The sequence below is a fragment of the Acetobacter nitrogenifigens DSM 23921 = NBRC 105050 genome, from assembly GCF_000429165.1.
GTDB classification, from domain to species: domain Bacteria; phylum Pseudomonadota; class Alphaproteobacteria; order Acetobacterales; family Acetobacteraceae; genus Acetobacter; species Acetobacter nitrogenifigens.
This window is the reverse complement of the sequence record NZ_KE386853.1, coordinates 178,730-192,485: the sequence shown is the minus strand read 5'-3', so window position 1 is coordinate 192,485 and position 13,756 is coordinate 178,730. Positions and strand designations below refer to the sequence as shown.

Genomic DNA, 13,756 nt, shown 5'->3' with positions numbered 1-13,756 from the left:
GATCACGGATACGTTGATTCCGGCGACCGGCTGCTTTGGCGCATTCCAAATTTGTAGCGACAGACAGGCGCAACGGCCGGCGAACGAGCGCGTTGACGTTACGGCGGGGCGGATCTGGCGCTCCGAAAAGAAATCCTTACGCCAATTTATCGCACCGCCGGGCCGGAATGTGTACGATTAGGGGCCGCCCCACGCCCGTAAGCCTGGGACCAGCAGACAGAGAGAGGACGAACTGATGGCCGACGACAAGATCAACACCAAAGTCGAGAAGCTTCATGGCAAGATCGATAACGCCAAAGGGCACGTCAAAGACGCTGTTGGCGGCTTGACTGGCGACATTGGACTACAGGCCGAAGGCAAGGTCGATCAGCTCGCAGGCCTGGCGCGTGAAGAATTCGCCGATCTTTACGACGGCGGAGAAAGCGCCGTCGAAAAGGCGGTGACCTTTGTCCGTGACAAGCCTTTGCTCTCGATCGGCGTCGCCTGGGTCTCAGGCCTGCTTCTGGGCTGGATACTTCTGCCACGGGGCAAAAAGAAAGCCTGATCCTGAAAGGGCGCCGGACGGAAACGTCCGGCGCCTTTTTTCTTTCCTCACCCGACGCTCTTCGAGCGCGCGAATCCCAGCCCTCCCCCTTTTGACTTCAGCGAATCGTCCGCCGAGACCGACTCCAAAACCGGCCGTTTCCGCGGCGTGCAACTTCCGCCGAAACCCGATTCGAGATTTTTCTCGCACCGACTCTTGCGCGCCCCCCCATAAAAATGGTTTTCCTTTCATCCGAGTCATGATTCGAACGACTCGGTAAAAATAACCGAGTCGTCGATTTTCAAGGAAGGATCCTCATGCCGGATTTCGCGTACGAATCGGAGCATCGGGGACGTGTGGCCGGTATTGACGAAGTGGGGTGCGGCCCCCTCGCTGGCCCGGTTGTCGCAGCTGCTGTGGTGTTCGCATCCGGCGTACCCGAGGACCTTCTGGACGCCATCGACGATTCAAAAGCCCTCGACGCCCGCAAACGCGAGCATCTTGCGCACCGCATCCATGAGGCTCCCGGCGTCGAGATCGGAGTGGGCGCGGCGTCAGTCGGCGAAATCGGGACGCTCAACATCCTGCGTGCGGCGCAACTCGCCATGAAGCGCGCAGTTGAGCGCCTTCCCTCCCCGCCCGACATGGCGCTGGTCGACGGCAACCGCCTTCCCGATCTTGGCGTGCCAGCCCGCACGATCGTTGGAGGAGACCGCGTGTCCCTCTCGATCGCCGCAGCCTCCATCGTCGCGAAGGTCACGCGCGACCGCATCATGGCGCGCCTTGATGATCGCTGGCCCGGATATGGCTGGGCGCGCAACGCGGGATACGGCACCGCAGAGCACCGCGCCGCCATCGGCGCGCATGGCTGCACGCCGCATCACCGGCGCAGTTTCGGCACAGTAAGACGACAACTCGAACTATTTGGCGCGGCGGCAAGCCGCAATGGACAGACACATCACGCGGCGTTCGCCGAAGGAGAGGCCCGATGAGCGGCGCTACAGCTATGGAACTGCCTCTGGATCAAATTCTTCGGGGCGAATGCGTGGAAGTCATGCGCATGCTGCCGAGCGGCAGCGTTGACTGCATTTTCGCCGACCCCCCGTATAATCTGCAGCTTCGCGGAGAACTGCGCCGCCCGGACGACACGGTCGTCGACGGCGTGGACGACGACTGGGACAAATTCTCGGACCTTGCCGCCTATGACCGCTTCACACGCGACTGGCTGAGCGAGGCCCGCCGCCTTCTCCGCAAGGACGGCACGATCTGGGTCATCGGATCCTATCACAACATCTTCCGCATCGGCGCGATCCTGCAGGATCTCGGATTCTGGATTCTCAACGATATCGTTTGGAGAAAATCGAACCCGATGCCGAACTTTCGGGGACGCCGCTTCACCAACGCGCACGAGACGATGATATGGGCTGCGCGCGGACAGGACAGCCGCTACCGCTTCAACTATCAGGCAATGAAGGCCCTGAACGACGACGTGCAGATGCGGTCCGATTGGTACCTGCCCCTCTGCACCGGCGGCGAGCGCCTGCGCAACGGGCACGGCCTGAAGCTGCATCCGACCCAAAAGCCGGAAAGCCTGCTGCACCGCGTTCTGGTGTCTTCGACCGCAGCCGATGACGTCGTGCTGGACCCTTTCGCCGGAACAGGCACCACCGCGGCGATGGCGAAACGCCTGAGACGCCGTTTCATCGGCATCGAACGTCATCCTGATTACGCGGAAGCCGCAATCGGGCGCGTCCGACGTGAGACCCCTCTGCCGCACGACGCTGTGGCGACGACGCCAATGAAGCGCGAAGCCCCACGCGTCCCGTTCGGTAGCCTCGTCGAAAGGAACTTCATCGCCCCCGGCTCCATCGTCTGCGACAAGAGCCGCCGCCTGTTCGCAACGGTATCGCCCGACGGCACACTGATCTGCGGCGCAAAGCGCGGCTCGATCCACAAACTCGGCGCGATGCTGACCAACGCGCCGTCGTGCAATGGCTGGACGTTCTGGCACGTTGACCGGGACGGCGAGCTTGTCCCGCTCGACGCCCTTCGCGCCGAGAGCCAAGCGCAGGAGTCGACAGAGAACGTGGCTGCAGCACAGCCTGAAGGTCAGGAAATGACCGACATCAGTGACCTGCCGAACGAGCGTTCAGCGATTGCAGGCTGAACACAGCCACCCGATGGTTCGTTTCAACAACCGTCGGGCGCCTCCCGAAGCCCCACAATACAAAAATACGGCTTAGAACCGGCCGCCTGGCTCTTCACTCCTTCTCGGAGGCAGGGCTGATCAGCTTCCGCCGAATCCGAGAAAGCCCTCAGCAGGACGAGCTGCGCCACCGGATGCGTCATAGCGTCGGTCCGCCACCGCCATCGCCCCGGCTTTATTTCCGCGCGACGCCTTGCCGCCGATTGTCAGACTGCCGGAACCACCAGCAATTTTGACCGAGCTGCTATCGACGGTCGTCGTCGTAGTCGGCTGAGACGTATCAAGCCCCCGCATGGACAGCAGGAAAAACATGATGTCGTTGCGGTTCAGATCAATCGCCATATCGAGCGGGGTCTGACCCAACACGTTCTTTCCGTTCATGTCGGCGCCGCGCCCCAACGCCTCCTTGGCGGCGCTGAGGCTGCCACGATCGATGGACTCAAAGAGAGCGGCAGTCGGCTCGATATCCATATTCGAATGCCCGGCTTCGCCTTCGTTCGATTCAGCGCCCGGCAGGGCCGCGGGCGGCGCCGCCATCTTGGCTGCCCGCTTGGACTCCGCACGCTTGGCCGCGTCTTCAGCATCAGCTTCAGCCTCAGCCTGATCTGCGTCCTGCGCATGAGCGCTGTGCAAAGGCGCCACGAGGGCGCCGAGACCAACGATCAAAAGCGCTCCAAAAACGCGCGCCGAAGAGCGCTGCCTGCTAGGCGCTTCGCTCTGGTTGACGCCGCTCAAAACACGCATAGGAACACCTGACGAAAAAGAGGTCACATCATGGACCGGACCGCATCTTTTCCGGCGTTTTCCGCCCTCTTTGCAACTGAAAAATAGCAACCCGCCCTCAGGTCGTTCAGGCGCGGACGACGTATTGACGCTGACGCAGGTCGTCACCCTCGCTCCGATCGATGGTGGACACGAAATCATGACAAAAGATGTCTTGCAGATTCTTTGCCCCAAACATATTCCTGAGTGGGAAAATTAGCCCTGATGTTTCTGGCGAAGCGCCGTTCACGACATGCCGAACATCTGCGTTACCCATCGTGCCGTTTCGAAATATAAACATTATTTCATTAAATTAGGCCAATTTTAGAAACCGACCCGCAAACCTGAAAAAAAAACACTTTAATATCAAATAATTAAAAACACTCTCCCTGCGATCCAATTGTTCCGACCGCGTATTCTCATGCGTCGGAAGCGCGCCAGCGGCGACGATGCGGACGCCCCGATTTACTGCTATTACGAACACCGAAATGCACATGCCCCCGACGCCCCACCTGCGGGAGGGCGTGTGGTCACCGATCTCCTGCGGACACCGAGGGAGCATCCGGTTCTGGGGCGTCGCATGGCAGATTTTGGTGGACGGAAAACGGCATAATACATGGATCAACACATTTCGGGCGGCCGCCCAACTTCCACCTCACCCGCAGCGACAGCCCCTCGCCGACGTCGGCGATGGATAGGCGTTCTCATCGGGGTCGCACTTGTCGCGGTGGTCGCATTCGCTCTTCTGCGCCACAAGAACGGTCGTTCAGGCGGCGGGCCACCCGGCGCAGCCTCTGATGAATCGCAGCCGGTGGCTGTGGAGACGGTCACGACCGGATCCATGCCTGTGGTCCTCACGGAACTGGGGACCGTGGTGCCCATCACCAACGTCACCGTGATGCCGCGCGTCGACGGCTATCTGATGGACGTCAAATTCACCGAGGGACAGCACGTCAAAAAAGGCGACCTTCTCGAAGTGATCGACACCCGCCCGTATGAAGTTCTGCTCGCGCAGTACGAAGGGCAGCTCGCTCAGGATCAGGCGCTGCTCGACAAGGCGCGCGTGGACAACGCCCGCTATCAGAAGCTGATCAAGCAGGACAGCGTCGCGGCGATGACCGCGCGGGACCAGGAATTCACGGTCGAACAGTACGAAGGCACCGTAAAGACGGATCAGGCTCTGGTTGATAACGAGAAACTGCAACTCGTCTATTGCCACATCATCGCGCCCGTTGACGGTCGCGTCGGCATTCGCGTGGTCGACAAAGGCAACTATGTCACCGCAGGACAATCCGGCGGCCTGGTCGTGCTCACACAGATGCAGCCGATTTCCGTGATCTTCACGCTGCCACAGGACCAGTTGCCGCAGGTCATGGATCGCCTGCACGCAATCGGATCGCTGCCTGTCGACGCCTGGAACAGCTCGAACACCGAGAAAATCGCGTCCGGCACGGTCAGCGCGCTGGACAGCGAAATCGACACATCCACAGGCACAGTGCGTCTGCGCGCCATCTTCACGAACGACGACGAACACCTGTTCCCCAATCAGTTCGTGAACGCTCGCCTGCTGGTCAACACGCTTCAGGACGCAATCATCGTCCCGACCAACGCCCTGCAGACCGGTCCGAACGGGCAGTTCGTCTATGTCGTGAAAGCCGATGACACAGTTGAGGTCAGAAACGTCAAGCCAGGCATTTCCGACGGCTCGCGCACTGTCGTCGCCTCCGGACTGAACGCCGGAGACAGGGTTGTGACGGACGGCACCGATCACCTGCGGTCAGGCGCGAAAGTGACCATTCCCGCGGATCATCCATCCGGGGCGAACGACAACGCGCCCGCCACGACCCACCACAGACACCACTCTAACTGACGGTCGCCCGTGAACCCTTCACGTATCTTCATCGAGCGGCCGGTCGCGACGACGCTGCTGATGCTAGCCATCCTGATGGCGGGGTTGCTGGGCTATCACTTCCTGCCAGTGTCTGCGCTGCCGCAGGTCGAATACCCGACCATCACCGTGCAGACCTTCTATCCGGGCGCCGGGCCGGACGTGATGGCGACCTCAGTGACGGCGCCTCTGGAAACGCAGTTCGGGCAGATGCCCGGCCTCGACCAGATGACGTCGCGCTCATCCGGCGGTGCGTCGGTGATCACGCTCCGCTTCGGGCTCACCATGTCGATGGACGTAGCCGAACAGGAAGTGCAGGCCGGAATCAATCAGGCCAACTCCCTGCTTCCCACCGACCTTCCGGCTCCGCCGATCTATGCGAAGGTAAATCCGGCTGACACGCCCGTCATCACGCTGGGGATCACGTCGAAAACGATTCCCCTGCCGGAGGTCGAGAACTACGTCGACACACGTCTTGAGCAGAAAATCAGTCAGATTTCCGGCGTCGGCCTCGTCACGCTCTCGGGTGGAAACCGCAAGGCCTATCGCGTCAGGGTCAACATTCCCAAACTGACTTCCTTTGGCGTCGATCTGGACACCCTGCGCACGACCATCGGCAACGTGAACGTCAACTCGCCGACTGGCACCTTCGACGGGGCACAGCGGGCTTCGACGCTGCGCGTCGATGGCCAGATCGCCAGCATCGACCAGCTGATGAATCAGGTCATCGCGTATCAAAACAACGGCCCGATCCGGATGAAGGACGTCGCCACGGTCGTCATTGGCGCAGAGAACACGCAGCTTGCAGCATGGGCGAACACAACACCCGGCCTTGTGCTCAACGTGCAGCGTCAACCTGGCGCGAACGTCATTTCCGTCGTCGACAACATCAAGGCGGAACTGCCCCGCCTCCGGCTGTCTCTGCCGCCCGGCATCGACATCGTACTTCTGACAGACCGGACGACCACCATCCGCGCCTCCGTCGCCGACGTCGAGTTCGAACTGTTCATGGCGCTGGTTCTGGTCGTGGCGGTGATCTTCGTCTTCCTGCGCAACATTCCCGCGACGATCATCCCAAGCCTGTCCGTCCCCCTCTCGATCGTCGGCACTTTCGCGGTGATGGACCTGTTGGGCTTCTCGCTCGACAATCTCTCGCTGATGTCACTGACCATCGCGACCGGCTTCGTGGTCGACGACGCCATCGTCATGATCGAGAACATCGCCCGATACATCGAGATGGGCGAAGACCGCATGACCGCCTCCCTCAAGGGCGCGGGCGAAATCGGCTTCACCATTATCTCGCTGACGATCTCGTTGATCGCGGTGCTGATCCCGCTGCTCTTCATGGGCGACGTCGTCGGTCGCCTGTTCCACGAATTCGCACTGACGCTGGCCATCACCATCGTGCTCTCCGCCGTGGTGTCGCTGACGCTCGTGCCAATGATGTGCGCGCGCATGCTCAGCGAACGCCCGCACAACGAAGCGGAAGCGCATACGCGCTTCCAGCGCTGGTCCGCTCGCGTCGAGATAGCGACCAACCGGTTGATCGCAACATACGACCGTGGTCTTGACTTCGTTCTGGCCCATCAGGCGGCGACTCTCGTAGTGTTCGGTCTTACACTTGTGCTCACGGGCTTTCTGGCGTGGGAGATTCCGAAGGGGTTCTTCCCTGTTCAGGACACCGGCGTGATCCAGGGCATCTCCGTCGCCGCGCAGTCGACCTCCTTCGATGCTATGAAGGAGCACCAGCAGGAACTGGCGCGCGCCATCCTGAAGGACGAAGACGTCGTTTCCCTGTCCTCTTTCGTCGGCGTCGATGGCCAGAACTCGACGTTGAATCAGGGACGTTTCCTGATCAACCTGCGCCCGCACGACGACCGCAGCGCGAACGCGCAGGAGATCGCGGCGCGACTCTCGCAGGAAACCGCGTCAATCGCAGGCATCAAGCTCTACCTGCAGCCGGTGCAGGATCTGTCGCTCGACACCACCGTGGCCGCAACGCAATACCAGTTCCTGCTTGAAAACCCGGACTATGACCAGTTCAAGACCTGGGTGCCCAAGCTGGTAGCCGCGCTGCAGAAAGAGCCCTCTCTTTCCGACGTGACGTCCGATCTGCAGGCGGAAGGTCTTGTCGCCCGGGTCACGCTCGACCGCGCGACCGGCGCACGCTTCTCGATCACGCCGCAGACCGTCGACAACGTGCTCTACGATTCCTTTGGGCAACGTCAGATTTCGACGATCTACACGCAATCGAACCAGTACCGCGTGATCCTTGAGGCAGACCCGAAGTTTCAGAAAGATCTGAACTCACTGAATCAAATCTACCTGCCCGGAATTTCCAGCAATTCGGGAGAAAGCACCTCTGGCCCGACCCGCTCCCCCACGTCAGGGCTGGTGCCGCTGGCCGCTGTCACCAAGGTCACACACGATACGGCGCCGTTGCTGATCACCCATTTTGGCCAGTTTCCGGCGACGACCGTCTCCTTCAACGTCGCCCCTGGTTACGCGTTGGGTCAGGCGACAGCGGCTATCGAGCGTGTTGAACATCAACTCGCCCTGCCCGCGTCCTTCCAGACGTCCTTCCAGGGCACCGCCGCCGCGTTCCAGGGATCGCTCGGCAACGAGATGTTCCTTGTCGCGGCCGCACTGGTGGCGGTCTACATCGTGCTCGGCATCCTGTACGAAAGCTTCGTTCATCCGGTCACCATTCTCTCGACGCTGCCCTCCGCCGCGATCGGAGCGCTCCTGACGCTCGATCTCGCCGGAGCCGGTCTCGACGTGATGGGCATTATCGGCATCGTGCTGCTGATTGGCATCGTGAAGAAAAACGCGATCATGATGATCGACTTCGCTCTGGAAGCCGAACGCGTCGAAGGCCTTCCGCCGCTGCAATCGATCCGTCAGGCTGCGACGCTGCGGTTCCGGCCAATCCTGATGACGACGCTCGCCGCCATGCTCGGCGCGCTGCCAATGGTTGTCTCCACAGGCACAGGCTCCGAATTGCGACGGCCGCTCGGTCTTGCGATCATAGGCGGTCTCGCGCTGTCGCAGTTGCTGACGCTGTTCACCACGCCCGTCATCTATCTGGCTCTGGATAATCTGGCGCTGCGGTGGCGCAACTGGCGTGAGCGTGACGCGTCCGGCGGAATCACGCCGCCGCACGAACCAACGCCCAATCCGGGCAGAGGCTGAGACGGTCATGAACGTCGACACGGCGTCCCACCTGCTCATGACCGTGCGCCTTGAGCTGGTTCTGTCTGCGCAATCGGAATGTCCCCAGGCATGAGTCCCTGTCGCATCTTCATCGAACGGCCGGTCGCTACGACGCTGATGACCGTGGCGCTGATCATCGCTGGCGTGATCGGCTATCTCGCCCTGCCCGTTTCGGACCTGCCGAACGTCGATTTTCCCGTTATTCAGGTTCAGGCGCGTCAGCCGGGCGGTTCGCCTGAAGAAGTCGCCAGCAGTGTCGCCGCGCCTCTTGAGCGGCATCTGGGGCAGATCGCCGACCTGACCGAAATGACGTCGCAATCGACGCAAAATCAGGTCAGAATCACATTGCAGTTCGCGCTTTCCCGCGACATCGACGGCGCGGCGCGAGACGTCGAGGCCGCACTGCAAGCGGCGCACGCAGATCTTCCAACGTCGCTCAGGCAAAACCCGAGCTACTTCAAGGCGAACCCCAACGGCGCGCCGATCCTGATTCTGGCCCTGACTTCGCCGACGCGCACGCAGGCGGTGCTGTACGACATCGCCAGCAATGTGTTGCAACAGCACCTGTCGCAAGTGAAGGGCGTCGGAGAAGTCGAGATCGGCGGCAGCGCACTGCCTGCCGTGCGGGTGGAGATGAACCCGCTGGCGCTGTTCCAATATGGCATCGGCTTCGAGGACGTCCGCGCTGCGCTTGCCTCCGCCAACGCTCACAGTCCCAAGGGAATCATCGACCAGAACGGCTTGCGCTTCACTCTGGACACCAACGATCAGGCACGGGACGCTCAGGCCTATCGTGATCTTGTCGTCGCCTACCGCAATGGTCGGGCTGTTCGCCTGTCCGACGTCGCCGACGTGCATGACGGCGTGGAAGATCTGCGTAACGCCGGCTTCTTCAACCGCCAACCGGCCGTGATCGGCGTGGTCTTCCCGCAGGCCGGCGCCAACGTCATTCACACGATCGATCAGATCAAGACCATGCTTCCGATGCTGCAGGAAGCTCTCCCTCCTGATGTCGCGTTGCATATCGGTCTTGACCGGTCGTTGACCATTCGCGCGGCGTTGGCTGACACGCAGATGACGCTGGTTATCGGCGTCGTGCTGGTCATCCTCGTGACGTTCGTCTTCCTGCGCTCGGTGCGCATGACCCTTATCCCGGCCATCGTCGTCCCGACGTCGATTATCGCGACATTCGCCGTCATGCGGTTGCTGGGTTTTTCGCTCGACAATATGTCGTTGATGGCGCTGACCGTTTCGACCGGTTTCGTGGTGGACGACGCCATCGTCGTTCTGGAGAATATCGCTCGGCATATCGAAAGCGGCATGTCCCCGCGCGCAGCCGCGCAGCAGGGAGCTGAGGAAGTCGCATTCACGGTGATCTCCATATCCGTCTCTCTGATCGCCGTATTCCTGCCGATCCTGATGTTGGGTGGGGTCGCGGGGCGCCTGTTCCACGAACTGGCGATGACGATCTCGATCACGATCGTCGTCTCAATGCTGCTGTCTCTCTCCCTTACGCCGATGATGGCCTCCCGCCTGCTCAAGCCACATGCGCACGGCACGGTCCCGACTGATGCTTCCGTCCATGCTGCGCCCCGCAATGTTTCGACGATAAGCCGCATCGGGCGATGGCTGGGCGATTTCTCCGAGAGAGGCGTAACGGCGATGGCGTCGGGCTACGCCCGGACGCTGGAAGTGGCGTTGCGACACACGCGCCTTGTGATGCTCTCTCTGCCCCTCACCATCGTGCTCATGGGCGCACTGTTCGTCAGCATGCCGAAAGGTTTCTTCCCGACTGAAGACACCGGGATGCTCATGGGGCATCTGATGGGCGATCAGTCCATCTCCTTCTCCGCCATGAAGGAAAAAATCGACATCGCGGAAACTGCGGCAATGAAGGAAAAAGATGTCCAAAGCATCGCCGGATTTCTCGGTGGACGAGGTTCATCCAATCAAGCAAATCTCTTTTTGCAACTGACCGACAAGAGCCAACGTGGGCCCGTCGAAAGCCTGATCCAGCGGATCGACGACAGAGTGAGCAACCTTGTCGGCGCACGTTTCTTCCTGATGGAGCCTGGAGGAATCAGGATGGGCGCGCGTCAGAGCAACGCCGCCTATCAGTACACTCTTGAAGGAGATTCCGCGACGGAACTCTACTCCATAACGCCCAAGCTGATCGCGCGTCTGCGCCGCCACCCGGAAATTCTCGATCTCTCATCCGATATCCAGCAGGGTGGATCGGCGGTCGTCACGCAAATCGACCGTGACACATCGTCACGTATGCAGATCACGCCTCAATTGATCTCTAACACGCTCTACGACGCTTTCGGGCAGCGCGCTGCGTCGATCATCTACAACCGGCTCAACCAGTATCGCGTCGTAATGGAAGCTGCGCCATCGTTCTGGCAGGATCCGAACACGATCCACCAGATGTGGGTCAGCGCCTCCGGCGGCACTGCAGGCGGAGGCACGGCGTCGAATACGATCCGCGTGCGCACCTCGACAAGCTCCTCGAGCACTTCCACCAGCACTGCGGCAAGCGTGAGCGCCAAGAATTTCGCGAACCAGATCCAGAACAGCATTTCCGGCGGCAGCGGCACGTCGACCGGGTCCGCCGTCTCCACCAGTTCGGAATCCATGATTCCGCTGACCTTCATCACGAATATCTATCCGGCGACCACCGCCCTGTCAGTCAATCATGACGGGCAATCCGTCGCCACCACCATTTCCTTCAACCTCGCCAAAGGCGTAGCTCTCAGCAAGGCCGTGCAGATCATCGACAGCGAGATGGTCTCCCTGCACGCCCCCTCCTCAGTTCACGGAAGTTTCGCTGGAAACGCGGCGCAGTTTCAGAAATCGGTCAACAACGAACCGATCCTGATCGCCGCATCTCTGGCCGCCGTCTATGTCGTGCTCGGCGTGCTGTATGAGAGCTACATTCATCCGATCACGATCCTCTCCACCCTGCCCTCCGCAGGCGTCGGCGCCCTGCTTGCCCTGCAGGTTTTCGGCGAGGATTTTTCTCTGATCGCCATGATCGGCGTAATTCTGCTGATCGGCATCGTGAAGAAAAACGCAATCATGCTGGTCGATTTCGCCATCAACGCCGAGCGCGAAACCGGTTGCTCCCCTTACGAGGCGATTCACACGGCCTGCATCCTTCGTTTCCGACCAATCATGATGACGTCGCTCGCCGCCGCGCTCGGCGCGTTGCCTCTTGTGTTCGGTAACGGCTACGGCTCGGAAATGCGCCGTCCACTCGGCATCGCCATTGTCGGCGGGCTGCTGGTCAGTCAGGCGCTGACGCTCTACACGACGCCGGTCATCTATCTGACGCTGGACCGGCTGGCGCTGCGTTTCAGGCGTCAGCCCCGCAAGACTCCTCCATTTCACACCAAGCCTCAGGACGCCTGACGCGGATGAAGACTCCACGCCCATCTCCCCGCCCCGCCGCCCTGCTCCGCCGCTGCGGCAAGCGAGGCCTTCCGGCCGTTCTGCTGGCCCCGCTGACGTTGGGCGGCTGCATGGTGGGACCAAACTACAAGCGTCCGGCGGCAATCATCTCTCCCCAGTTCAAGGAGCTTCGTCCCGCTTCCGGATGGACATACGCCACGCCGTCTCTGGCCAGCGCGCCCAAGGGGAAGTGGTGGGAGGTTTACCGTGACCCGCTCCTGAACAGCCTCGAAGAGCGGGTCTCCATCAACAACCAGAACGTCGCCGAATACGAGGCGCGCTATCGGGAAGCCCGGGCGGCAATCAACGCCATACGCGCTCAGCTTTACCCGACGCTCAGCACATCGGTCAGCTTCAACCGGAATAGTCAGGGCGGCACCGCCACATCCAGCACCGGCACGCAATACAGCTCCGGCTCGACGAGAAACACCTATGCTTTTGGACCAACGGCCAGTTGGGATCTGGACGTATGGGGAAAGATCAGACGGCAAATTCAGGCTCAGGTGACGGAGGCGCAGGCCTCGGCCGCGGATCTGGCGAACGCAAAGCTCGAATACCAGATCGATCTCGCCGTCGCTTATTTCAACCTGCGTTATCAGGACAGTCTGCGTGACCTGCTGCACCGAAACGTGCTGTTTTACGAACGCTCTCTTCAGATTACGCAGAATCAGTTCGACGCGGGCACGGTCGATCCGACCTCGCTACTTCAGGCCAAAACCCAGCTCGAGCAAACGCGGGCCAACGAGATTCAGACGGGCGTCACGCGCGCCCAGTATGAGCACGCCATTGCGGTCTACGCCGGAGAAGCGCCCGCCAACCTCAGCATCCCCGTCGGCGCCCTGCCCCGCGACATTCCCGCAATACCGGTCAGCGTGCCCTCCGTCCTGCTGCAGCGCCGTCCTGACGTCGCGGCGGCGGAACGACGGATGGAGGAATATAACGCGCAGATCGGCGCCGCGATCGCCGCGTTCTTCCCAACCATCACACTGAGCGCCTCCTACTCCTACAGCGGCGATCCGGTGGGCGCACTGGTGCAGGTCGCCAATAGGATCTGGGCGCTTGGCGCATCCGCCTCGGAAACCTTGTTCGAAGGCGGCTCGCGCACAGCCGCCGTTCACGAAGCCAACGCCAATTACGACCTGTATACGGCGACATACCGTCAGACCGTCCTGACCGCCCTGCAGGGCGTGGAAGACCAGTTGTCGAACCTGCGCATTCTGGCCGATCAGGCAAAACAGCAGCAGATCGCGCTGGAGGCTGCGAACAAGGCCGTCACTGTCTCGATGAACCAGTATCTGGCGGGAACGGAAATCTACACGACCGTGGTGACGTCGGAAGTCACTGCGCTCTCCAACGCTGAAACGGCTCTTTCCATCCAGCAAAGCCGTATCGTCGATTCGGTCAATCTGATCGGAGATCTGGGCGGCGGTTGGGACGCGGCTTCGCTGCCGAGCAAGGGCTCGATGCAGACCGACAACCCCCTCCTGCCGTCTTTCATCCAGAAAGACAAAAACTAACGCGGCGTTCGCGCCAACCAGCCACCCCGCCCCTTTAAGATACTTTATAAAAATATCGGGTTAATTTGGCGATTTTCCACATGAGCCTGTGAAACGCACCAGGCTTGGGGTCGTTGGCCGAAAGAAATAAAAAAACCCGCCTCCATGGAGGCGGGTTCCAATCCACATCCCGAAGACGTGGAGCAAGCTGGTCGCTG

9 protein-coding genes are annotated in these 13,756 nt (G+C 61.0%); 8 read left to right on the top strand and 1 reads right to left on the bottom strand.

What is annotated here, in order from left to right; genetic code table 11:
• Nucleotides 1-235 precede the first annotated feature (235 nt).
• The 3 genes from G442_RS0119860 to G442_RS23670 all read left to right on the top strand — a co-directional run bounded on the left by G442_RS0119860 (nucleotide 236) and on the right by G442_RS23670 (nucleotide 2,690).
• Entirely contained in the window at nucleotides 236-544 is a 309-nt protein-coding gene (locus G442_RS0119860) for a CsbD family protein (protein ID WP_026399335.1), read from the top strand.
• Between the two features lie 296 nt (nucleotides 545-840).
• Nucleotides 841-1,515 (top strand): ribonuclease HII, encoded by a 675-nt coding sequence (locus G442_RS23675; RefSeq protein WP_051292580.1) that lies wholly within the window; start codon nucleotides 841-843, stop codon nucleotides 1,513-1,515.
• On the top strand, nucleotides 1,512-2,690 hold the full coding sequence (locus G442_RS23670) for a site-specific DNA-methyltransferase (protein ID WP_084440757.1): 1,179 nt from the start codon (nucleotides 1,512-1,514) through the stop codon (nucleotides 2,688-2,690). Before G442_RS23675 ends, G442_RS23670 begins: the two co-directional genes overlap by 4 nt.
• A gap of 120 nt (nucleotides 2,691-2,810) precedes the next feature.
• Here the strand turns inward: G442_RS23670 and G442_RS0119845 are convergent, their stop codons facing one another.
• On the bottom strand, nucleotides 2,811-3,395 hold the full coding sequence (locus G442_RS0119845) for an ankyrin repeat domain-containing protein (RefSeq protein ID WP_026399334.1): 585 nt from the start codon (nucleotides 3,393-3,395) through the stop codon (nucleotides 2,811-2,813).
• A gap of 55 nt (nucleotides 3,396-3,450) precedes the next feature.
• Here G442_RS0119845 and G442_RS26020 point away from each other — a divergent pair, with 55 nt between their 5' ends.
• The 5 genes from G442_RS26020 to G442_RS0119815 all read left to right on the top strand — a co-directional run bounded on the left by G442_RS26020 (nucleotide 3,451) and on the right by G442_RS0119815 (nucleotide 13,559).
• The gene (locus G442_RS26020) at nucleotides 3,451-3,711 is read left to right on the top strand and encodes a hypothetical protein (protein ID WP_026399333.1); all 261 of its coding nucleotides are present in this window, start codon (nucleotides 3,451-3,453) and stop codon (nucleotides 3,709-3,711) included.
• A 396-nt stretch (nucleotides 3,712-4,107) separates the two neighbouring features.
• Nucleotides 4,108-5,361 carry an MdtA/MuxA family multidrug efflux RND transporter periplasmic adaptor subunit gene (locus tag G442_RS0119835; RefSeq protein ID WP_026399332.1) on the top strand — a complete coding sequence of 418 codons (1,254 nt, stop codon included), beginning with the start codon at nucleotides 4,108-4,110 and terminating at the stop codon, nucleotides 5,359-5,361.
• Between the two features lie 9 nt (nucleotides 5,362-5,370).
• Entirely contained in the window at nucleotides 5,371-8,571 is a 3,201-nt protein-coding gene (locus tag G442_RS23665) for an efflux RND transporter permease subunit (RefSeq protein WP_051292579.1), read from the top strand.
• A 90-nt stretch (nucleotides 8,572-8,661) separates the two neighbouring features.
• Entirely contained in the window at nucleotides 8,662-12,003 is a 3,342-nt protein-coding gene (locus tag G442_RS0119820) for an efflux RND transporter permease subunit (protein ID WP_026399331.1), read from the top strand.
• 5 nt (nucleotides 12,004-12,008) lie between these two features.
• Entirely contained in the window at nucleotides 12,009-13,559 is a 1,551-nt protein-coding gene (locus G442_RS0119815) for an efflux transporter outer membrane subunit (protein WP_026399330.1), read from the top strand.
• The last annotated feature ends 197 nt before the right edge of the window (nucleotides 13,560-13,756 follow it).